The sequence below is a fragment of the Mesorhizobium sp. CAU 1732 genome (assembly GCF_039888675.1).
In the GTDB taxonomy this organism is placed as follows: Bacteria; Pseudomonadota; Alphaproteobacteria; order Rhizobiales; family Rhizobiaceae; genus Aerobium.
Genome location: NZ_JBDQQR010000001.1, coordinates 2,863,288 through 2,884,101, shown reverse-complemented (window position 1 = coordinate 2,884,101; position 20,814 = coordinate 2,863,288). Strand labels below are relative to the sequence as shown.

Sequence of the window (20,814 nt, the reverse complement as noted above, 5' to 3'; positions counted from 1 at the left end):
CGCATTGTTGCAATGCAAAAGATCGTCGTGACCGCGCAAATTCAGGCACTTGTCTGGTCACGCAGGCGTTCCAGGCTCTCCTCGCGCCCGAGCACGCCGAGCACGTCGAACACGCCGGGCGAGGTTGCGCGCCCGGTCAGCGCAGCGCGCAGGGGCTGCGCCACCTTGCCCAGTTTCAGCCCTGTTTTTTCAGCGTAAGCTCGCACCGCCGCCTCGGTCGATTGCGCCGACCAGTCGTCAATGGCTTCGAAATCCGGAAGCAGCCCCGCGATCGTGGCTCGCGCATCGGCGTCAAGGATTTGCGCCGCCTTTTCGTCGAGCGCCAATGGCCGAGCCGCAAAGAGATACTGCGCGCTGTCGGCAAGTTCGACCAGCGTCTTTGCGCGCTCTTTCAGACCGGGCATCGCCGCAAGCAGCATCGCCTTGTCCCGCTCGTTCAGCTCGGCCGGAATTGCGCCACGCTCTTCGATGTAGGGCAGGGTCGAGAGGAACTGGTCGAGCAGGGCGGCATCGTCGCTCTGGCGCATGTAGACGCCGTTCAAAGCCTCCAGCTTCTGGAAGTCGAAGCGCGCGGCACCCTTGTTGACGTCCTCGATCTCGAACCAGCGGATCATGTCCTGCGCGGCCATCACCTCGTCGTCTCCGTGGCTCCAGCCAAGGCGGACGAGGTAGTTGCGCAGCGCTTCGGGAAGATAGCCGAGCGCGCGATATGCTTCGACGCCGAGAGCGCCGTGGCGCTTGGAGAGTTTTGCGCCGTCCGCACCGTGAATGAGCGGGATATGCGCCATGACAGGCACATCCCAACCCATCGCCTGATAAATGACCGTCTGGCGCGCGGCGTTCGTCAGGTGATCGTCGCCCCGGATGATATGGGTGACGCCCATATCGTGATCGTCGACGACGACGGCATGCATGTAGGTCGGATTGCCGTCTGAGCGAAGGATGATGAAATCGTCGAGATCCTTGTTGGGAAAACGGACATCGCCCTGCACGCGATCGCGGACGATCGTCTCACCGTCGCGCGGCGCCTTGATACGGATCGCGCCCTTCGCGCCAGCCGGAGCCTCGGAAGGATCGCGGTCGCGCCAACGTCCGTCATAACGGGGTGGACGGCCCTCCGCGCGGGCCTTCTCGCGCATCTCGGTGAGCTCCTCGGGCGAGGCGTAGCAATAATACGCCTTGCCGGCGCGCACGAGTTCCTCGGCGACTTCGCGGTGACGCGGCGCGCGTTCGAATTGCGAAACCGGCTCGCCATCCCACTGCAAGCCAAGCCAGGACAGTCCATCGAGAATCGCCGCCGTGGCCGCGTCAGTGGAGCGCTCGCGATCGGTATCCTCGATGCGCAGCAGCATGACGCCGCCCGTGTGCTGGGCGTAGAGCCAGTTGAAGAGCGCGGTGCGCGCGCCGCCGATATGAAGATAGCCCGTCGGCGACGGCGCGAAGCGGGTTACGACCTTGTCAGACATGGATTTCTTCCCGGGAAGCGTCGTTGCGGGGCGGCATTGGCCGCCCGATGGTCTTTTGCTGGCGCTCATGTAGCATAGGAGGTCGGGCGTGCAAGCATTACCCGAGCGGGAAGCGGCATGGGTGGGGAAAGACCGATCGCGACGGACGAGCGCCGTCAGTACAGCGTGTCGCCGGATTTTGCGTCCGACGCGTCGCTCCCTGCTACCCGATCCTTCACCGATGTGACGGTGGGGCCGGTGGCTGGGCGGAACCTCCCTCGGCCGCGTCTGAACCTGGAGGCGCTGCAGGAGGCAGGGCGTTCGGGCTTCGAGCAGTATCTCGAACGGGGGAACGCCTTTCTCCTCGTGCCGGCGTTCATGGCGATCGGCGCGCTCGTCTACTTCACGATGCCCAGTGAGCCGCCCGCAATCTTGCTGGTTGTGGCCGCAGTGTTTGCTGCCGGATGCGCGGTGATGGCTGTTGCCAGGCCCGTCATGCGCCTGACGGCACTTGCCGCGCTGATGACCCTTATCGGCATGGGAGCCGCCAAGGTCGAGACGTGGCGAGCATTGACCCCGATGATGGGCGCGGAGATCACCACGCGCATAACAGGACGGGTGGCACGCATCGAGCACCAGTCCAGCGGTCGGTTCCGCCTGACGCTCGACGTCGTCTCGACGGCTCGCCCTGAGCTTCGCTATGCGCCCGACAGGATCCGCGCCACCGCGCGCGCAATACCGGAGGGACTGAAACCCGGCGACACGATGACGGGCCTCGTTCGCCTGATCCCGCCCTCGGGACCGGTTCGCCCGCAAAGCTACGACTTCTCCTTCAAGAGCTATTTCGATGGAATCGGCGCGATCGGCTTCTTTCTCAACAATCCCGAACTTGCCGACATCGTCACAACACCTCGGTTCGGAGACCGCGTCCGCGCCTGGATCGAAGAGCAGCGCGGCATCATGGCGGGGCGGATCGCATTGCAGATCGGCGGCCCGGAAGGCGAGATCGCGGCAGCCCTCATCACCGGCGTCCGTGCGGGCATTCCGGAGGACATCAACGAAGCGCTTCGCGTCGTCGGCCTCTATCATGTGATCTCGATCTCGGGGCTTCACATGGCGCTCGTGGCGGGAACGCTCATGGTCGGCATGCGATGCTGCTTCGCGCTTGTTCCGGCCTTCTCGTCGCGGCACCCGGTGAAGAAATACGCCGCGTTTGTGGCGCTGTCGGCGACCGCATTCTACCTCGTGATGTCGGGCGCGGATGTCGCTGCACAACGAAGCTTCATCATGCTGGCGGTCATGCTGCTTGCTGTGATGGTGGACCGCGCGGCGCTGACCATGCGAAACCTTGCGATCTCGGCGATCATCATCCTTTTGATCGCGCCGCATGAAGTCGTCGGCCCGAGTTTCCAGATGTCGTTTGCGGCAACTGCCGCGCTCGTTGCCTCCTATGCTGCGTGGACGGAATACCGACAGGGAAAGCCGGCCAGCGGACCTCCGCCGCGGCGGTCGCCTGTCGCCTCCGTCCTGCGGGCGAGCGGAATCTACGCGGCGGGGCTCTCGATGACGTCCGTCGTCGCCGGCCTTGCGACGGCGCTTTTCACCGCATGGCATTTCCAGCAGGTCGCCCCGCTCGGTCTGGTGGCGAACCTGGCTGCAATGCCGTTCGTCTCGGTGATCGTCATGCCGATGGCGGTCATCGCATCGATCCTCATGCCGTTCGGCCTGGAAGGGCCAGCGCTGCAATTGATGGGGCTCGGCATCGCCGCGATGAATGCGGTCGCGATCTGGCTGGCTGAGCGATCCGTATTCGACATGACCGGCGCGATTCCGCTGGGCGCCGTGCTGATCACGACGCTTGCACTCGCATTTCTGACGATGACGGATGGGGTGATGCGGTGGGCTGCCGCGCCGCTTCTGGCAATCGCCGCATTCATGCTTTTCATGCGGGATGTGCCGGATGTCATCATCTCCGAAGATGGCAGTCTCGTCGCCATGCGGCTCGAGGATGGCCGCGTCGCCGTCAATCGCCCGCGTCCGCGCGCATTTACGATGGACAACTGGATGCGAGCTTTTGCAGCCACGGAGATCGTCCGACCCGGCACTGCCGCGGGATCACAAGCGGAGCACGCCTCGGGCTTCATCTGCAACGACGAGGGCTTGTGCATCGCGCGGCACGGAAGCGGGGGCGTTGTGGCCTATGCGGCGACCGAAAATGACGCGGCAGGTGTCTGCGGCGAAGCAACCGTCATCATCATCGACGACGCCACCGCCGGCGATCCGTGCGAAAACGCGGCAGTGCTGGTCATTACCAAACGCGACCTCGCGCGCCATGGCAGCGTCGAGTTCTCGTTTCCCGCAAATGGCCTGCGCCCCACGCCCCGCTACGCGATCAGGGAACCGTACCGCGCGTGGCACCATCATCGCCAGTTCTCGCGCGCAGCGCGCGGCATGCCGCCCTACCAGCGCGAAAATCCCGCCGAAGCCAATGACCGGCGGGATTAGAGGCCGGGCGCGCCGTCTGCCTTCAATAGCGGCGGATCAGGCCGACGAGTTTGCCCTGAACCTTGATGCGGTCCGGTCCGAAGATGCGTGTTTCGTAAGCCGGATTGGCGGCTTCCAGCGCGATCGACGCGCCCTTTCGACGGAACCGCTTGAGGGTCGCTTCCTCGTCATCGACGAGCGCAACGACGATATCGCCCGGACTGGCCGTCTGGCCATCCTTGATGATGACCGTGTCGCCGTCGAAGATGCCGGCCTCGATCATCGAGTCGCCTTTGACCTCGAGCGCATAGTGCTCGCCACCGGACAGCATTTCCGGCGGTACGCTGATCGAATGCGTCTTGTGCTGGATCGCGTCGATCGGAACGCCGGCCGCGATCCGCCCCATGACCGGGATCGATACGGACGCCGGAGTGTCGTCGTCATTGCTATGGGTATGCAGGCGGGAGCGCTCAGGCGCCCTGCCGAGGCTGCCCTGGATGACGCTCGGTGAAAACTTCTTCGCCGCATTCAGGCCCGGAGCAATCGAATCGGGAAGCCGCAGAACCTCCAGCGCGCGCGCCCTGTTGGGAAGACGCCTGATGAAGCCCCGTTCCTCGAGAGCGGTGATGAGACGGTGGATGCCGGATTTGGACGCCAGATCGAGCGCTTCCTTCATTTCGTCGAAAGAAGGGGGGATTCCCGTCTCCTTCAACCGCTCATGGATGAAGAGAAGCAGTTCGTGTTGCTTGCGCGTCAGCATCGCTCGCCCCTTGGGAATCGATCCAAAAACAAAACCAGAACAAACACTATCTGTTCCAGTTGTGTTCCGCAACACGTTTAATTTTAATGAATTCGTTGATGCTTTGTTCAGCTTAGCAGCATGACGCGGCAAGCATCGCCAGGCTCGGCCGCGGCTGCTCCCGGCTCTCTGACGATCAGCGCATTCGATGCGGCGAGCGTCTTGAGCATCGACGAATCCTGCGTGCCGAAGGGGGTCGCGGTGAGTTCGCCATCACGGTCCTCGACATGCGCCCGCACGTAATCCTGTCGGTGATCGTTGGCTTTCATGGGCGATCCGAGACGGGCTGAGCGCAATCGGTTGGCGGTAGAGCGGCCGGCGAGGGCAGCCACCAGCGGCACGAGGAAGACATAGGCACAAACCATGCTCGAGACAGGGTTGCCCGGCAGACCCAGCACCCGCGTGTCATCGAAGCGCCCGAACATCAGCGGCTTGCCCGGACGCATGGCGATCTTCCAGAACTCAAGCTGCATTCCCTGGCCGGCAAGCACGTCGCGGACGAGGTCGTGGTCACCGACAGACGCGCCGCCCAGCGTGACGACGATGTCGGCGCGCGCGGCGCGTGCGCGATCCATGGAGGCGGCGATCTGCGCGCGATCGTCGGGGACGATGCCGAGGTCGAGGATTTGCGCGCCGGCGTTGCGCGCGATCGCGGCGACGCCATAGCTGTTGGACGCGACGATCTGGTCCGGGCCGGGATTGTCACCCGGTGCGACAAGCTCCGTGCCGGTGGCGATGATCGCGACCAGCGGTTTGCGCACAACCGGCAGCATCGCATGGTTGGCGGCCGCGGCGAGCGAAAGTGCGGCCGGATCGAGCAGGCGGCCAGCGCTCAAGAGTGGCTCGCCGGTGATGAAGTCGAGGCCTTCGCGGCGGATGTGTCTGCCCTTTGGCGTCGCTTCCAGCGCCTCGATGGTCTGGTTGCCGACACCCTTGGCATCTTCCTGAAGGAGAACCGTGTCGGCGCCATTTGGAATCGGTGCGCCGGTAAAGATGCGCACGGCCTCGCCGGGGCCGACCGTGCCGTCGAAGCGCTTGCCGGCGATCGATTCGCCGATCACGTTGAGCTTTGCCGGTATGGTCTCGATGTCTTGCCCACGCACCGCATAGCCGTCCATCGCCGAGGCGGGGAAGGGCGGTTGCGTTCGTCTTGCGGCGATGGCCGAGGCCAAAACGCGACCGGAGGCTTCGGCGATTGCGACATCTTCCGCGCCAAGCGGACCGGCGTCGCGCAGGAGTTGCGCCAGCGCATCGTCGACGGGCAGCAGACCAGCCAACTCAGGCCTCCGCGGCGCGGTAATCGCCGGATTTGCCGCCGCTCTTCTCGACAACGCGGATTCCGGTGATCGTCATTCCACGATCGGCGGCCTTGGCCATGTCGTAGATCGTGAGGCAGGCGACGGATGCGGCCGTGAGCGCTTCCATCTCCACACCGGTTTTGCCGGTCACACGGGCCAGCGCGCGCACGCGCAGGCCGGGCAGCGTGGCGTCAGGCTCGATATCGACGGAAACCTTCGTGAGCAGAAGCGGATGGCAAAGCGGAATCAGCTCGTGCGTGCGCTTGGCCGCCATGATGCCGGCGATGCGCGCGGTGCCCAGAACGTCCCCCTTCTTGGCGTCGCCATCGAGGATCATGCGCAGCGTCTCCGCTTTCATGACCACCGCGCCTTCCGCGATCGCGGTACGCTCGGTCTCGGCCTTGGCGCCGACATCCACCATGTTGGCTTCGCCCGATGCACCCAGATGTGTGAGGCCGGAACCGCTCATCGGGTGTCAGCCTGCCGCGCTGCGCTGTTCGATGCCGAGAAGCGTGCGGGTCGCAAGTGTCACATCGGCCTGCCGCATCAGGCTCTCGCCGACGAGGAAGCAGGAGATGCCAGAATTCGACAGGCGATTGCAGTCGGCATGCGTGAAGATGCCGCTTTCGCCGACGATGAGGCGCTCGTCGGGCACGAGTTGCGCCAGACGTTCCGATGTCTCGAGGCCTACTTCAAACGTTCGCAGGTTGCGGTTGTTGATGCCGATGAGGGGTGAGGCGAGTTTTAGGGCGCGCTCCATCTCCGCCTCGTCATGCACCTCGATCAGCACGTCCATGCCGAGGTCGTGCGCTTCGCCTTCCAGGGCCCGCGCGTCGTCATCCGATAGGCTCGCCATGATGATCAGGATCGCGTCAGCACCCCAACTGCGCGCTTCATGGACCTGATAGGTCTCGAACATGAAGTCCTTGCGCAGCACGGGCATGGCGGTCGCCGCGCGTGCGTGGGTGAGGAATTCCGGTGCGCCCTGGAACGATGGCGTGTCGGTCAGGACGGAAAGGCAGGCCGCGCCCCCGGCTTCATAGGCGCGGGCGAGTGACGGCGGATCGAAATCGGCGCGGATGAGGCCCTTGGAGGGGCTCGCCTTCTTGATCTCGGCGATGAGCGCAAAGTCTCCGACCGCCTGCTTGGCCTGGATCGCCTTACGAAAGCCCCTCGGCGCATCGACGTCGCGGCTGCGCGCCTTGAGCTCGGAAAGCGGCACCGCCGCCTTTGCCGCGGCGATTTCGTCGCGCTTGTAGACTTCGATCTTCTGGAGAATGTCCGTCATTGCGGCTTCCCCTTTCGGTTGGAAACGTGAACCAGCCTATCCAGCGCCGCAAGAGCAGACGCGCTGTCGATCGACTGCGTGGCCATGGCGATGCCGTCCGGGAGCGTCGCGACCGTGCCCGATACGACGAGGGCACCCGCCGCGTTGAGGATTGCGATGTCGCGGTAGGCGTTTCGCTCGCCCGACAGGACGGCACGCAGGGCGCGCGCATTGTGCTGCGCGTCGCCGCCTTTCAAATCCTCCGGCCTCGCCCTGGCAAGACCGACATCCTCCGGCGCGATTTCGAAGGTGCGAACCTCGCCATTCTCAAGCGCTGCGACCTTCGTCGTGCCCGCTGTGGTCATCTCGTCGAGGCCATCGCCATGGACGACCCAGATCGATTCGGAGCCGAGCCCCTTGAGAACATGCGCGATCGGCTCGACCCATTGCGGCGCGAAGACACCGACCAGTTGGCGCGAAACGCCGGCCGGATTGGAGAGCGGACCAAGCAGGTTGAAGATCGTGCGCGTGCCGAGTTCGACGCGGGACGGGCCGACATGGCGCATGGCCGAATGATGGGCGGGCGCGAACATGAAGCCGACACCCGCTTCCTCGATACAGGTCGAGATGTGATCGGGGGAAATCTCGATGTCGATACCCAGGGCGATCAGCGTATCGGCCGCACCCGACTTTGACGACAAGGCACGGTTGCCGTGCTTCGCCACGGGAACGCCCGCACCTGCCACGATGAAGGCAGCGCAGGTCGAGACGTTGTAGGAGCCCGAAGCGTCACCGCCCGTGCCGACGATGTCGATCGCGTTCGCCGGCGCCCTGACGCGAAGCATCTTGGCGCGCATCGTCGCGACCGCGCCGGAGATTTCGTCGACGGTTTCGCCGCGCGTTCGCAGCGCCATCAGGAAACCGCCGATCTGGCTCGGCGTGGCATCACCCGACATCATGATGTCGAAGGCCTCGCGTGCCTCCTCGAAGGTGAGGGGCGTTCCGTTGGCGACTGTCGCGATGTGTGTCTTGAAGTCGCTCATGGCACGCTAGAAACTCAGCGCCTGCTGGACGGCCCCACGATCCACGGTCACGGTGTATTGCGACTGCAGCCGCGCGACGAGCTGGTCGAGCAGATCGTCAGCAAAACCCGAGCCAAAGGAACGCCGCTGGTCTTCGGCGATCGATTCGGCGCCGGCATCCATGGGCTGCACGACTTCGGTCACCCGGAACACCAGTTGTGCGTCGCCGCTCGGAGCCGTCACGATCCCGGTCTCACCTTGTGCCACGCCGAAAACGGCCGCTACGCCGGCTTCGCCCAGGGCGGCATCGTTCGCGTCGCGCTTGAGCCCGCGACGCGTCTGCAACTCCTGTTCGATCTCGGTCGCGACCTCGGCGATCGGCTTGCCGTCCGCAATCTGCTTTTGCAGTTCGCCTGCACGTGCCGAAAGCCGGGTGGCGGTCTCACGCTCGGTCCAGTCAGCGACGACGCGGTCGCGGACCTCGTCCAAGGTGCGGTCTCGTGCGGCGGTGACGTCGTCCACTTCGTAAAACACGAAGCCCGTCGACCCGATGTTGATCGGCGGGTTCTCGACGCCTGCTTCCGCCTCGAAGGCCTGGCTCAGCAAGGCGGCGGATTGCGGCAGATCGGTCAAGGTCGTGCCGTCCGGCGTGTTGCCGCTGCGATCGACCGCGTCGACGGTCACGACCGTCAGACGCTGCTTTTCGGCTGCCTGGGCCATGCTCTCGCCGGATGCGCGGGAATCTTCGTATCCGTCATACACGTCCATCAGAATGCGATTGGCTTCATCGAGCGCGATCTCTTCGCGGATCTCCGTGGAAACCTGCTCGAACGGGCGCACGCTCTCGGGCGTGATCTCGGTCACCCGGAGCAGGATCGAGCCGAAAGCGCCCTGAACCACGTCGCTGACTTCGTCCGCCTCGAGGGCGAACGCGGCCTCGGCAATCGCCGGATCGGCCACGCCAGCCTTGTCGAACGTGCCGAGCAGCAGATCGGCGGTCGACCGGCCCTGTTCGGCCGCGATGTCCTCGAATGTGGCTCCGCCGCGAACCTTTTCCAGCGCGGCTGACGCCGCTGCTTCGTCGGCAAACACGATCTGCTCAATGCGGCGACGCTCGGCGGTCGTGTAACGCGCTGCGTTCTGCTCATAGGACGCGCGCACCTGGTCATCGGTGACGACCGAAGGGTCCGCGATGTCGGCCGGCTCGAGCTTGACGTAGGAAATCTTGCGATATTCGGGGGCGGCGTAGCTTGCCTTGTTTTCTTCGAAATATGCCGCGACCGCATCGTCGGTCGGTGCCTCGATCGGCTCTACCTCGGACTGCGGGATCACGAGATACTCCACCGTCCGGTCTTCGCCGCGATAGAGCGACACGGCGCGCAGGAATGTATCAGGCGCGGCGAGACCGTCGGAAACCGCTTCCACGATCTGCTGCCGCACCGCGACCTGCTCGCGATTTTTGATGTAGTCCTGAGGGCGCATGCCGATCTGGCGAAGTGCGAACTCGAACTGCTGGCGGTTGAACGAGCCGTCCGGGCCGCGGAAGGCGGGATCCTCGGCGGTCAAGATCGCCAGGCGGTCGCGCGACAAGCCCAGATTCATCTCGCGTGCCTGCTCGTCGAGGACCGCGCCGGCGGTCAACTGCGACAGCACCTGCTGGTCGATGCCGAAAGCCCGCGCCTGTTCGCGCGTGATCTGCTGGCCGAATTGCTGCGACAGCATGGCGATCTGGCGATCGTAGGCGAGGCGGTACTCCAGGATCGAGACCTTGGTGTTTCCCGCAACCAGGACACTGCTGCCCATTCCGCCGAGTATCTGTCCGGATATCCCCCAGACGGCAAAGCTGAGAACCAGCAATATGAGCAGCAGCTTTGCCACCCACGTTCCAGCGGCACTTCTGAGAGAATTGAGCATGTCTTTGTCCCGGTTACCCTTGAAACCCCGAGGCGATATGGTGCGAGCACCGGCAATAACGTCCTTCCCCGCCGGTGTCGATTGCTTTGTAGCCCGATTTTGCTAGGAGAACCCGAACTCACGGCCAAATGAAGGAGATCGCGCGATGACAAGAGGCATTCGACCCCTCGTAGCCGGAAACTGGAAGATGAACGGCACAAGCGCTTCGCTGCCCGAAATCATCGTCATCGGAAACGGCTTCATGAAGGGACTGGAGACGCAGACCGATGCGCTCATCTGCGTTCCCGCGACCCTTTTGTGGCGTGCATCCGAGATCCTTCATCGCACGCCCGTCAAATCCGGTGGGCAGGATTGCCATGCCAAGGAAAATGGCGCGCACACCGGCGATGTGTCCGCGGAAATGATCAAGGATGCCGGCGCGTCGCATGTCATCGTCGGTCATTCGGAGCGCCGAACCGATCATGCCGAGACCGACGAGCAGGTGCATGCAAAGGCGGTTGCAGCGTGGCGGGCCGGCATCGTCTCCATCATTTGTATCGGCGAAACACAGGCGGAGCGGGAAGGCGGCAAAACGCTCGACGTTTTGTCGAAGCAGATTGCCGGTTCGGTCCCGACCAGCGCGACCCATGCGAATTGTGTCCTTGCCTATGAGCCCGTATGGGCGATCGGCACGGGCCTGACGCCGAGCGTAAGCGACGTCGCGGAAGCGCACGCTCACATTCGTGCGCAGCTCATCGAGCGAATCGGAGAGACCGAAGCGTCGCGCATGCGCATTCTCTATGGCGGGTCCGTGAAGCCGTCGAATGCGGTCGAACTTCTGTCCATCGAGAACGTCAATGGGGCATTGGTTGGCGGTGCCAGTCTGAAGGCATCGGACTTCCTCGGTATCGCGGAAGCCTATGGCGCGATCTGAGTGGCCGTACCTTTTTGAGGTGCTGACCTTTTTTAAGTCGCCAAAGACACCAATATTGTTGGAATAAGCGACAAAGCCGTGTAATGAGCCGCGTCCGCAATCCATTGCGGCCCGACGCGCAAGAAAAGCCGGATCGAAAAATGCAGACTATTCTCATCGTCATCCATCTGATGGTCGTCCTCGCTCTCGTGGGCGTGGTCCTCCTCCAGCGCTCGGAAGGCGGCGGTCTCGGCATCGGCGGCGGCTCTGGTTTCATGACGGCGCGCGGCGCGGCAAATGCGCTGACGCGGGCCACGGCAATGCTGGCGGTTGCGTTCTTTGCGACGTCGCTCTCTCTGTCTCTGCTGGCGCGCTACGGCGAACAGCCGCTCGATATTCTCAACCGCGTTCCAACCTCGGGCCAGCAGGCACCGGCAGGTACGGGCGGCGGCGTGCTCGACCAGCTCGGCGGCAGCGGCGCAACGCCTTCGTCGGAGGCGCCGACCGAGACGCCCGCGCCGGCTCAGCCAGCGCAGCCACAGGTTCCGAACCAGTAAGGTCGGCGAATATCGCCGCATCGGACGCGGAATGTTGTTTCCGTGTCACAACCGACCGATAACCGTATCGCGCGGCCCCTTCCGGGGCCGTGTTGCGTTTGTGACCGCTTGAGAGCGTGCCGTCTGCTCGGGTAATATCGTCGCAGGCAACCTGTGCAGTGCCTGCGCATCCCGCCGACCCTGCCGCATCGTACGGTGATACAATCATGAGGATTTTCAACTTCGCCGCGCTCGCTCTTGGCGTGCTCGTGGCATTCGGCTCGTCTGCCAGCGCAGAGGAGGGTGGACGGACACTGATGGACTTCCTGCGCGGGAAGAAGACCGAGCAGGCCCAGCAGGCTCCTGCGCCTCAGCAAAAGACCGTGGCCGCAACACAAGGCAAACGGCAACCGGCGCCCGTCCAGACCGCTCCCGGGCAGAATACGGGCGAACTGCGCAGCGGCGAGCCGGTCCGGGTCGGGCTCTTCGGTCTTCGGACCCAGCAGCGTGTCCTGCCGGAGACGCAGGCGCTCGATGGCGTTCTGCGCCAGCGCGATGCCGGCAAGGCCTTCAGGGTGAGGGCGGATTTCGAGCCCCAGTCGGTCAGCTTCTCCGGCTACAAGCGCGGAACGATCGTCATCGACACGGGCTCGCGCTTCCTGTACCTCGTCGAATCGTCATCGAAGGCGCGTCGCTACGCGATCGCGGTCGGCAAGGAAGGTCTCGAGTTCAAGGGTACTGCGACCGTCGGCGACAAGCAGGAATGGCCGCGCTGGTTCCCGACCAAGGCGATGCAGGAGCGTGAGCCGAAGAAATACGGGCGCTACAAGGACGGCATGAACGGCGGTCCTGAAAACCCGCTCGGCGCGCGCGCCATCTACCTCTACCAGGGCAAGAAGGACACGCATGTCCGTATCCACGGCACCAATCAGCCCCAGACGATCGGCACGAACTCGTCGAACGGCTGCTTCCGCATGATCAACGAACACGTCATCGATCTCTACGGCCGCGTCCGTTCCGGGACGGAAGTCGTCGTCCTTTAATGACTTTTCCACCGGCCGGATCACCGTCCGGCTGGTGGTTCAGCGTCGGCCAAGGCCGGCGCGAGGCTGCGATACAATACGGGAAAAGAACGCGAAGGCGAATTTTCCACTAGCGGAATCAATTGCGCACGGCTAAGCGTCAACTCCCATGGCGCGATATGTTTTCATCACCGGCGGCGTGGTTTCCTCACTCGGTAAAGGCATTGCCGCAGCGGCTCTTGGAGCCCTCCTGCAGGCACGTGGTTACCGTGTACGAATCCGCAAGCTCGACCCTTATCTCAATGTCGATCCGGGCACGATGTCGCCCTATCAGCATGGCGAGGTCTTTGTGACCGACGACGGTGCTGAGACGGATCTCGATCTCGGACACTACGAGCGGTTCACCGGTCGTTCTGCGAACCAGCAGGACAACATCACGACCGGTCGAATCTACAAGAACATCATCGAGCGGGAGCGGCGCGGCGACTATCTTGGCGCCACCGTGCAGGTCATTCCGCACGTCACCGACGAGATCAAGAACTTCGTGCTCGAAGGCAACGAGGAGTACGATTTCGTGCTCTGCGAGATCGGCGGCACTGTCGGCGATATCGAGGCGATGCCTTTCCTGGAAGCGATTCGCCAGCTCGGCAACGACCTCCCGCGCGGGCAGGCGGTCTATATCCATCTGACGCTGATGCCCTGGATCCCGGCTGCCGGCGAATTGAAGACCAAGCCGACGCAGCATTCGGTGAAGGAGTTGCGGTCGATCGGCATTGCGCCCGACATCCTGCTGGTGCGCGCCGATCGCGCGATACCCAAGGAAGAGCGCCGCAAGCTGTCGCTGTTCTGCAATGTGCGGGAAAGCGCCGTCATCCAGGCGCTTGACGTCGCGCATATCTATGACGTGCCGATGGCCTATCACAAGGAAGGGCTGGACGGCGAAGTGCTTGCCGCCTTCGGCATCGACCCCGCGCCAAAGCCTCGCATGGAACGCTGGCAGGAGATTTCCAGCCGCATCCACAATCCCGAAGGCGAAGTCACGATCGCGATCGTCGGCAAGTATACCGGCCTGAAAGACGCCTACAAATCGCTTATCGAGGCGCTGTCGCATGGCGGGATGGCGAACAAGGTGCGGGTGAAGTTCGACTGGATCGAATCGGAAGTCTTCGAAAAGGAAGACCCCGCACCGTTCCTCGAAAAAGTGCATGGCATTCTCGTTCCGGGCGGCTTCGGCGAGCGCGGTTCGGAAGGCAAGATCCTGGCGGCGAAGTTCGCCCGCGAGCGCAAGGTGCCGTATTTCGGCATCTGCTTCGGCATGCAGATGGCCTGTATCGAGGCTGCGCGTTCTCTGGCGGGGATCGAAAACGCATCATCGACCGAATTCGGCGAAGCGAAGGAGCCCGTCGTCGGCCTGATGACCGAATGGCTTAAGGGCAACATGCTCGAGAAGCGGCGCGAAGCCGGTGACCTTGGCGGAACGATGCGTCTCGGCGCCTATGAAGCGAGCCTCGTCGCGGGTTCGAAGATCGCGGAGATCTATGGCGATACGACCATTTCGGAACGCCATCGCCATCGCTACGAGGTCAATATCGACTACAAGGAGCGGCTGGAGGCCTGCGGGCTGGTGTTCGGCGGCATGTCGCCTGATGGCGTCTTGCCCGAGACGGTCGAATATGCCGACCATCCGTGGTTCATCGGCGTCCAGTATCATCCTGAGCTGAAATCGCGGCCGTTCGAACCGCATCCGCTCTTCGCCAGCTTCATCAATGCGGCAATGGACCAGTCGCGGCTCGTCTGACGACGTCGTCCCGCGCGAGATCGTGATCGCCGCACTGCGGTGGCGACGATTTCGCGCGTATCGCCGACGCAACACTTCCATTACGGTTCGATGACAGACTGATCTTGGGGAAGCTCAGCGGTCTTCGGCAATCGGCGAGCGATCCGCATGGATCGGTGGGGTATCGGCAGCGTGTTCAGGTTTCTTGCGCTTGTGTTCAGCAACGGGTGGGCGGTGACGGGCATCTCGGCGACGATCGCCGTGTCGCTGCTGATCCTGTCGACCGCGCCTGAAATCCTGCTGTTCCGGGAACGCCTGGCCTTCAGCCTGCTGGAACTGGAGAGCAAGGTCGCGTTGCAGCCGATCGATCTGCCGACACATGACGGGTTGATGCTGCGCTCGTGGTATCATGCGCCTGAGGCTGGCAAGCCGGTCATCGTCTATTTTCCCGGCCGGGCCGGCGACGTCATCAAGAAACCGTCGCATCTCTTCGATCTTGCTGAGCAAGGCTACGGGCTGATGCTCGCGGGGTATCGCGGCTATGGTGGCAATCCCGGTCGCCCGAACGAAGACAAGCTCTACCGCGACGCCGCCGCCCTCCTTGCAAGGGTCGCTGAAGACAAGCTCGCGCCCAGCGGCATCGTGCTCTATGGCTATTCGATGGGCACTGGGATCGCGAGCTACGTCGCGGCGAAGTCGAAGCCGGTCGGTGTCGTTTTGGAAGCGCCATTCACCTCGTTTCGCGATATCGTCGGGCACAACGCCCGGCGCATGCCGCTGTGGCTGGTTCGTACGCGATTCGACACGCAATCCCGTTTCGCGTCGATCGACGCTCCCATTCTTCTTCTCGCCGGCGAACGCGATACGGTGACGCCGCCGATCTTCGCGACGCTGTTGGCCTCGATCAACGAGGGGCTGTCGAGACTGCATGTGTTTCCAGAAGCGGCGCATGACGACATGTTCGAACATGGCGCGTGGGAGGCCGTGTCGAGTTTCCTCGGAGGTCTCCAGGAACTCGCGGTGCCGCCGGCGGCTGCGATGGATATTCTCTCGCCAGAATAGCCTGACGATACCCGTGCTTGAATGCGGCCGCGGTTTGGGGCACACCGCGCCGATGCAAAAGTCTGACCGACGCGCACTTGACCACCTCGTCCTTCCGACGGTCGATCTGTCGATCGCGCGGGAGCGCCTGGCGTCGCTTGGATTCACGGTTGCGCCAGAAGGCGTGCATCCGTTTGGTACAGCGAATGTCTGCGTCTACTTTGCTGACGAGACATTTCTGGAATCGCTTGCGGTCGCCGATCCGGCAGTGGCAGATGAAGCTGCCGCAAACGGCAATGTCTTCGTTGCGCGCGACCGGGCATTTCGGGCAGCGCGGGGGGACGAGGGCTTTTCGGCGGTCGTTTTGGCCTCCACCGACGCCGATGCGGACCATGCCGCCTTTGTCGAGGCGGGGAGTTCGGCAGGCCAACGGCTCGATTTTTCGCGCGGTTACACGGACGCACAGGGTGCCGCGCGGACCGTCTCGTTCAGGCTGGCTTTGGCCGCACCGGATTCGGAACCTGATGCGTTCTTCTTCACTTGCGAGCGCGTCGATGCTCCTGCCGGCGGGCGAGGCGCGCTTGCCGTTCATCCAAATGGCGTGACCGGCATTTCGCGCGTCGTCGCAATTGCGGATGAACCAGCGCGGTTCAGCCCGTTTTTCTCGACATTCGTCGGCTCTGATCCTGTCAGCGATACCGGTGGCGTTTCCGTCGGATCGGGGAGGGGCTCGATCTCCGTGCTCACGCCGCAAACCGGCGCCGACCTGCTGGGTCTCGAGCCGAAGCGGGCGAACGGGCTCGTCCTGCACGCCATAATCTTTACCGTTTCCGATCTCGCCACGGTCGCGCAAAGCCTTAGAAGCGGCGGGATCGGCTTCGAACACCACGACCGTATGATCGTGGTTCCAGCTTCGCCCGGGCAGGGCGCCGTTTTTGCCTTTGAGGTGCACGCATGACCCAACCAAACGCCACGGTCGTCGCTGGCTCGGCCAGCTTCAGCAATTCCGCCCCGCTGACCTTGATCGCGGGCCCGTGCCAGCTCGAATCGCGGCAACACGCATTCGACATGGCAGGCGCGCTGAAGGACATCTGCACCGGCCTTGGGATCGGTCTCGTCTACAAATCCTCGTTCGACAAGGCCAACCGTACCTCGCTTGGCGGCACGCGCGGCGCAGGACTGGATGCGGCATTGCCGGTCTTCGCCGACCTGCGCAAGGAATTCGGGCTGCCGGTTCTGACCGACGTCCACACTGAGGAACAGTGCGCGATCGTGGCGGAGGTGGTGGATATCCTGCAGATCCCCGCTTTCCTGTCGCGCCAGACCGATCTGCTGATCGCCGCTGCCAAGACAGGCAAGATCGTCAACGTGAAAAAGGGGCAATTCCTCGCGCCGTGGGACATGAAAAACGTGGTCGCCAAGATCACGGACTCCGGCAACCGGAACGTGCTCGTCACGGAGCGCGGCGCGTCCTTTGGCTACAACACACTCGTGTCCGACATGCGCTCGCTTCCGATCATGGCGGAGATGGGCGCGCCCGTGATCTTCGATGCGACGCATTCCGTGCAACAACCCGGAGGGCAAGGAGGATCAACCGGCGGGGAACGGCGCTTTGTCGAAACGCTGGCGCGCGCCGCAGTCGCCGTGGGCGTCGCAGGCGTGTTCATCGAGACGCATCAAGATCCCGACAATGCACCCTCCGACGGACCGAACATGGTGCCGCTCAAGGATATGCCTCGGCTCCTCGAGACGCTGATGGCGTTCGATCTTGTATCCAAGCAGATCGCCTGACGCCCGCCTCCCGCCGTTCAGAATTCTCCGGAACTTCGCGGCCCGTTCCTCATTGAAAAGGGACAGGCGAGGGAGCCAACAAGGAGAAGAACAATGGCAACTGCGACAGGACATACCGCTGCGATTCAGGCTTCGCGCGTGATCGGCACCGAGGTCTACAACACCGAAGGGAAAAACATCGGGCGGATCGAGGATGTGATGCTGGACAAAACATCCAACAACATCATGTTCGCCGTGATCGGTTTTGGCGGATTCCTCGGTATCGGCGAGAAATACCACGCAATTCCATGGGCTTCGCTCGACTACGAAGAGCACCGCGGCGGATATGTCGTCCCCTTCAGCAAGGACCAGCTCCAGGCTGCTCCGGTGCATGAGATCAACGAATTGACCGGCGGCGACGGCTACAAGGCCCGCGACGCGTCCTACGACTACTACAAGGTCCCGCCCTACTGGATCTGACGTAACGTCGAACCATCCTTACGAGAAAGCCCTGCGGATTCCGCGGGGCTTTTTCATGTTGGCATGGGCGGACGAGAACAGGCTGAAGGTGCTCGCACGATTGCCTCCGACCGGTGGTTTGGGTAAGACGGCGCGACCTCGCATGACCTCACCCAAAGGAACATCGACATGACCGCAATCATCGACATCATCGGCCGGGAAATCCTCGACAGCCGTGGCAATCCGACCGTCGAGGTGGATGTCATCCTCGAAGACGGCTCGATGGGCCGGGCGGCCGTTCCCTCCGGCGCTTCCACCGGTGCGCATGAGGCGATGGAACTGCGCGACGGCGGAGCGCGCTATCTCGGAAAGGGCGTCAAGGGCGCGGTCGATGCCGTCAATGGAGAGCTCTTCGAGGCGATCGGTGGGCTCGACGCCGAAAACCAGATCCAGATCGACCGGGCGATGATCGATCTCGACGGCACGCACAACAAGTCGCGCCTTGGCGCGAACGCCATTCTCGGCGTGTCGCTTGCCGTGGCGAAGGCTGCGGCGTCCGCGTCCAACCTCCCGCTCTACCGCTATGTGGGTGGTGCCGGTGCGCATGTTCTTCCCGTGCCGATGATGAACATCATCAATGGCGGTGCGCATGCCGACAACCCGATCGATTTCCAGGAATTCATGATCATGCCGGTCGGCGCGGAAACGTTCCGCGAGGGGCTTCGGTGGGGTGCGGAAATCTTCCACACGCTCAAGAAGAGCCTGAAGGATGCCGGTCATAACACCAATGTCGGCGACGAAGGCGGCTTCGCACCGAACCTGAAGAGCGCGCAGGCAGCGCTCGACTTCGTCATGGCCTCGATCGAGAAGGCTGGCTACAAGCCCGGCGAACAGGTCGGCATCGCGCTCGACTGCGCGGCTACCGAGTTCTTCAAGGACGGCAACTACGTCTATGAAGGCGAGAAGAAGACCCGCGCCCCCAAGGCGCAGGCAAAGTACCTCGCGAAGCTCGCCGCCGACTATCCGATCATCTCGATCGAGGACGGCATGTCGGAGGACGATTGGGACGGCTGGAAGACGCTCACCGACCTGTGCGGCAGCAAGGTCCAGCTCGTGGGCGACGATCTCTTCGTGACCAACTCGGCGCGGCTCAAGGACGGCATCAAGATGGGTGTCGCCAACTCCATCCTGGTCAAGGTCAACCAGATCGGTACGCTGACGGAGACGCTTGACGCGGTCGAGACCGCGCATAAGGCGGCCTATACGGCGGTGATGTCGCATCGCTCGGGCGAGACCGAGGACTCCACGATCGCCGACCTCGCGGTTGCGACCAATTGCGGGCAGATCAAGACCGGGTCGCTTGCACGCTCGGACCGGCTGGCGAAGTACAACCAGCTCCTGCGTATCGAGGAGCAGCTTGGCAAGCATGCGCGTTACGCCGGAAAATCGATCCTGAAGGGCTGAGGCGAGGCAAAGGGGCGGTATGGTAACCGCCCCTTAAGCATGATCGTGCCAGATGGAGCGATTGTCGAAGGACGTCGCTTCCATGTGGACTCGCCAGAAAAAGAAACGCAACACCGGCGCTCTCATCGTGCCGGCGATCGCCGCCGTGTTCCTCTCCTATTTCGGCTTCCATGCCTTTCACGGCGAGTATGGCATTTACTCCAAGTACCGCCTCGAAGAGCGCGTCGCCGGGCTCGAAGCCAATCTGGCGCGTGTGACCGCCGAGCGGACGCATCTGGAGCAGCGCGTGCAGCTCCTGCATGACGGCACGCTCGAGAAGGACATGCTGGACGAACACGCCCGCCGCTCCCTCAATCTCGCGCTTCCCGGCGAAATCATCATCATGCGGCCGCGCTCTTCGAATTAATCGAATTTCGGTTAATCAACCAATAGACGTGTAATTAGAGTTGCTTACGCGCATACAAGCCATGCATTTTTCCGCATGGCGGATCGCCTGAGGTCATGGTAGCCTTTCCTTATATGCGGGGAGGAACTTACCTCCCATAGTCCGCAAAGAGACGCGAACAGGGAGTGATCGATGGCGACAGCCGCCAGGAAGACGTCCGCCAAATCCAAGGCCGACGCAAAATCCCAGCCTGCATTGAAGACGCCGCTGCCGGCAAAATTCTCGAAAGAGGATGAGTTGAAGGCGTATCGCGACATGCTCCTGATTCGGCGCTTTGAGGAGAAGGCCGGCCAGCTCTACGGAATGGGCTTCATCGGCGGTTTCTGCCACCTCTATATCGGGCAGGAAGCGGTCGTGACCGGCATGAAGATGGCGCTCATCGAGGGCGACCAGATGATCACCGCCTACCGCGACCATGGTCATATGCTTGCGATGGACATGAGCCCGCGCGGCGTGATGGCCGAGCTCACCGGACGCCGTGGAGGTTACTCCAAGGGCAAGGGCGGCTCGATGCACATGTTCTCCAAGGAGAAGAATTTCTACGGTGGGCATGGCATCGTCGGTGCGCAGGTGTCGCTTGGCACGGGGCTCGCATTCGCCAACCGCTATCGCGGCAACAAGAATGTCTCGCTGACCTATTTCGGTGACGGCGCTGCAAACCAGGGCCAGGTCTACGAGAGCTTCAACATGGCGTCGCTGTGGAAGCTGCCGGTGATCTACATCATCGAGAACAATCGCTATGCGATGGGCACCTCGGTAAGCCGCTCGTCGGCCGAGACCGATTTCTCGCAGCGCGGCCTGTCCTTCCGCATTCCCGGGATCCAGGTGGACGGCATGGACGTTCGCGCGGTCAAATCCGCCGGCGAACTCGCCGTCGAGCATTGCCGCTCGGGCGCGGGGCCGATCATCCTCGAGATGCAGACCTACCGCTATCGCGGTCACTCCATGTCGGATCCGGCAAAGTACCGCTCCAAGGACGAAGTGCAGAAGATGCGCTCCGAGCATGATCCGATCGAGCAGGTGAAGGCGCGGCTTCTCGAAGCCAAGTGGTCCACCGAGGACGATCTGAAGGCGCTCGACAAGGAAGTTCGCGACATCGTCGCGGATGCGGCCGACTTCGCCCAGACCGACCCTGAGCCGGATCCGTCCGAGCTCTACACGAACATCCTGCTCTAGGGG

Annotated in this window: 18 protein-coding genes and 1 pseudogene; 12 read left to right on the top strand and 7 right to left on the bottom strand. The window is 63.1% G+C overall.

Annotation, left to right across the window (positions count from 1 at the left end):
* Positions 1 to 41: 41 nt before the first annotated feature.
* Positions 42 to 1,466 (bottom strand): glutamate--tRNA ligase, encoded by a 1,425-nt coding sequence (gene gltX / locus AAFN55_RS13975; protein WP_347799443.1) that lies wholly within the window; start codon positions 1,464 to 1,466, stop codon positions 42 to 44.
* 117 nt (positions 1,467 to 1,583) lie between these two features.
* On the opposite strand from gltX, the gene AAFN55_RS13970 reads away from it, so the two are divergent.
* Positions 1,584 to 3,950, top strand: coding sequence for a ComEC/Rec2 family competence protein (locus AAFN55_RS13970; RefSeq protein WP_347799442.1), 2,367 nt, complete (start codon positions 1,584 to 1,586; stop codon positions 3,948 to 3,950).
* Between the two features lie 22 nt (positions 3,951 to 3,972).
* On the opposite strand, the gene lexA is transcribed toward AAFN55_RS13970, so the two are convergent.
* From lexA to AAFN55_RS13940, 6 genes are all read right to left on the bottom strand, one after another.
* On the bottom strand, positions 3,973 to 4,689 hold the full coding sequence (gene lexA, locus AAFN55_RS13965) for a transcriptional repressor LexA (protein ID WP_347799441.1): 717 nt from the start codon (positions 4,687 to 4,689) through the stop codon (positions 3,973 to 3,975).
* Between the two features lie 107 nt (positions 4,690 to 4,796).
* A complete protein-coding gene (gene glp / locus AAFN55_RS13960; protein WP_347800261.1) occupies positions 4,797 to 5,996 on the bottom strand; it encodes a gephyrin-like molybdotransferase Glp in 1,200 nt (399 codons plus the stop codon).
* A gap of 10 nt (positions 5,997 to 6,006) precedes the next feature.
* Positions 6,007 to 6,495, bottom strand: coding sequence for a cyclic pyranopterin monophosphate synthase MoaC (gene moaC, locus AAFN55_RS13955; protein WP_347799440.1), 489 nt, complete (start codon positions 6,493 to 6,495; stop codon positions 6,007 to 6,009).
* 6 nt (positions 6,496 to 6,501) lie between these two features.
* Complete coding sequence (gene trpC, locus AAFN55_RS13950; RefSeq protein WP_347799439.1) at positions 6,502 to 7,314, bottom strand: indole-3-glycerol phosphate synthase TrpC; 813 nt, start codon at positions 7,312 to 7,314, stop codon at positions 6,502 to 6,504.
* Positions 7,311 to 8,336 carry an anthranilate phosphoribosyltransferase gene (gene trpD, locus AAFN55_RS13945; RefSeq protein WP_347799438.1) on the bottom strand — a complete coding sequence of 342 codons (1,026 nt, stop codon included), beginning with the start codon at positions 8,334 to 8,336 and terminating at the stop codon, positions 7,311 to 7,313. Before trpD ends, trpC begins: the two co-directional genes overlap by 4 nt.
* A gap of 6 nt (positions 8,337 to 8,342) precedes the next feature.
* Positions 8,343 to 10,229, bottom strand: a complete 1,887-nt coding sequence (locus tag AAFN55_RS13940; RefSeq protein ID WP_347799437.1) for a peptidyl-prolyl cis-trans isomerase — start codon at positions 10,227 to 10,229, stop codon at positions 8,343 to 8,345.
* A gap of 145 nt (positions 10,230 to 10,374) precedes the next feature.
* On the opposite strand from AAFN55_RS13940, the gene tpiA reads away from it, so the two are divergent.
* The 11 genes and pseudogenes from tpiA to pdhA all read left to right on the top strand — a co-directional run bounded on the left by tpiA (position 10,375) and on the right by pdhA (position 20,811).
* Entirely contained in the window at positions 10,375 to 11,142 is a 768-nt protein-coding gene (gene tpiA, locus AAFN55_RS13935) for a triose-phosphate isomerase (protein WP_347799436.1), read from the top strand.
* A 140-nt stretch (positions 11,143 to 11,282) separates the two neighbouring features.
* On the top strand, positions 11,283 to 11,678 hold the full coding sequence (gene secG, locus AAFN55_RS13930) for a preprotein translocase subunit SecG (protein WP_347799435.1): 396 nt from the start codon (positions 11,283 to 11,285) through the stop codon (positions 11,676 to 11,678).
* Positions 11,679 to 12,169: 491 nt separating this feature from the next.
* A pseudogene (locus tag AAFN55_RS13925) lies at positions 12,170 to 12,700 on the top strand (L,D-transpeptidase); the annotation flags it as partial.
* A gap of 148 nt (positions 12,701 to 12,848) precedes the next feature.
* Complete coding sequence (locus tag AAFN55_RS13920; RefSeq protein WP_347799434.1) at positions 12,849 to 14,477, top strand: CTP synthase; 1,629 nt, start codon at positions 12,849 to 12,851, stop codon at positions 14,475 to 14,477.
* A gap of 147 nt (positions 14,478 to 14,624) precedes the next feature.
* Positions 14,625 to 15,518: an alpha/beta fold hydrolase gene (locus tag AAFN55_RS13915; protein WP_347799433.1), complete on the top strand. Its 894-nt coding sequence runs from the start codon at positions 14,625 to 14,627 to the stop codon at positions 15,516 to 15,518.
* Positions 15,519 to 15,570: 52 nt separating this feature from the next.
* Complete coding sequence (locus AAFN55_RS13910; RefSeq protein WP_347799432.1) at positions 15,571 to 16,455, top strand: VOC family protein; 885 nt, start codon at positions 15,571 to 15,573, stop codon at positions 16,453 to 16,455.
* A complete protein-coding gene (gene kdsA, locus AAFN55_RS13905) occupies positions 16,452 to 17,288 on the top strand; it encodes a 3-deoxy-8-phosphooctulonate synthase (RefSeq protein ID WP_347799431.1) in 837 nt (278 codons plus the stop codon). Before AAFN55_RS13910 ends, kdsA begins: the two co-directional genes overlap by 4 nt.
* A gap of 93 nt (positions 17,289 to 17,381) precedes the next feature.
* On the top strand, positions 17,382 to 17,747 hold the full coding sequence (locus AAFN55_RS13900) for a PRC-barrel domain-containing protein (RefSeq protein WP_347799430.1): 366 nt from the start codon (positions 17,382 to 17,384) through the stop codon (positions 17,745 to 17,747).
* Between the two features lie 168 nt (positions 17,748 to 17,915).
* Positions 17,916 to 19,190: a phosphopyruvate hydratase gene (gene eno, locus AAFN55_RS13895; protein ID WP_347799429.1), complete on the top strand. Its 1,275-nt coding sequence runs from the start codon at positions 17,916 to 17,918 to the stop codon at positions 19,188 to 19,190.
* Positions 19,191 to 19,272: 82 nt separating this feature from the next.
* The gene (locus AAFN55_RS13890) at positions 19,273 to 19,596 is read left to right on the top strand and encodes a septum formation initiator family protein (RefSeq protein WP_347799428.1); all 324 of its coding nucleotides are present in this window, start codon (positions 19,273 to 19,275) and stop codon (positions 19,594 to 19,596) included.
* 171 nt (positions 19,597 to 19,767) lie between these two features.
* The gene (pdhA, locus tag AAFN55_RS13885) at positions 19,768 to 20,811 is read left to right on the top strand and encodes a pyruvate dehydrogenase (acetyl-transferring) E1 component subunit alpha (protein WP_347799427.1); all 1,044 of its coding nucleotides are present in this window, start codon (positions 19,768 to 19,770) and stop codon (positions 20,809 to 20,811) included.
* The last annotated feature ends 3 nt before the right edge of the window (positions 20,812 to 20,814 follow it).

Excerpts from the sequence above, each read along its gene's own strand:
- gltX (WP_347799443.1), bottom strand. The coding sequence starts at position 1,466 with ATGTCTGACAAGGTCGTAACCCGCTTCGCGCCGTCGCCGACGGGCTAT.
- AAFN55_RS13970 (WP_347799442.1), top strand. The coding sequence starts at position 1,584 with ATGGGTGGGGAAAGACCGATCGCGACGGACGAGCGCCGTCAGTACAGC.
- lexA (WP_347799441.1), bottom strand. The coding sequence starts at position 4,689 with ATGCTGACGCGCAAGCAACACGAACTGCTTCTCTTCATCCATGAGCGG.
- moaC (WP_347799440.1), bottom strand. The coding sequence starts at position 6,495 with ATGAGCGGTTCCGGCCTCACACATCTGGGTGCATCGGGCGAAGCCAAC.
- trpC (WP_347799439.1), bottom strand. The coding sequence starts at position 7,314 with ATGACGGACATTCTCCAGAAGATCGAAGTCTACAAGCGCGACGAAATC.
- trpD (WP_347799438.1), bottom strand. The coding sequence starts at position 8,336 with ATGAGCGACTTCAAGACACACATCGCGACAGTCGCCAACGGAACGCCC.
- AAFN55_RS13940 (WP_347799437.1), bottom strand. The coding sequence starts at position 10,229 with ATGCTCAATTCTCTCAGAAGTGCCGCTGGAACGTGGGTGGCAAAGCTG.
- tpiA (WP_347799436.1), top strand. The coding sequence starts at position 10,375 with ATGACAAGAGGCATTCGACCCCTCGTAGCCGGAAACTGGAAGATGAAC.
- secG (WP_347799435.1), top strand. The coding sequence starts at position 11,283 with ATGCAGACTATTCTCATCGTCATCCATCTGATGGTCGTCCTCGCTCTC.
- AAFN55_RS13920 (WP_347799434.1), top strand. The coding sequence starts at position 12,849 with ATGGCGCGATATGTTTTCATCACCGGCGGCGTGGTTTCCTCACTCGGT.
- AAFN55_RS13915 (WP_347799433.1), top strand. The coding sequence starts at position 14,625 with ATGGATCGGTGGGGTATCGGCAGCGTGTTCAGGTTTCTTGCGCTTGTG.
- AAFN55_RS13910 (WP_347799432.1), top strand. The coding sequence starts at position 15,571 with ATGCAAAAGTCTGACCGACGCGCACTTGACCACCTCGTCCTTCCGACG.
- kdsA (WP_347799431.1), top strand. The coding sequence starts at position 16,452 with ATGACCCAACCAAACGCCACGGTCGTCGCTGGCTCGGCCAGCTTCAGC.
- AAFN55_RS13900 (WP_347799430.1), top strand. The coding sequence starts at position 17,382 with ATGGCAACTGCGACAGGACATACCGCTGCGATTCAGGCTTCGCGCGTG.
- eno (WP_347799429.1), top strand. The coding sequence starts at position 17,916 with ATGACCGCAATCATCGACATCATCGGCCGGGAAATCCTCGACAGCCGT.
- AAFN55_RS13890 (WP_347799428.1), top strand. The coding sequence starts at position 19,273 with ATGTGGACTCGCCAGAAAAAGAAACGCAACACCGGCGCTCTCATCGTG.
- pdhA (WP_347799427.1), top strand. The coding sequence starts at position 19,768 with ATGGCGACAGCCGCCAGGAAGACGTCCGCCAAATCCAAGGCCGACGCA.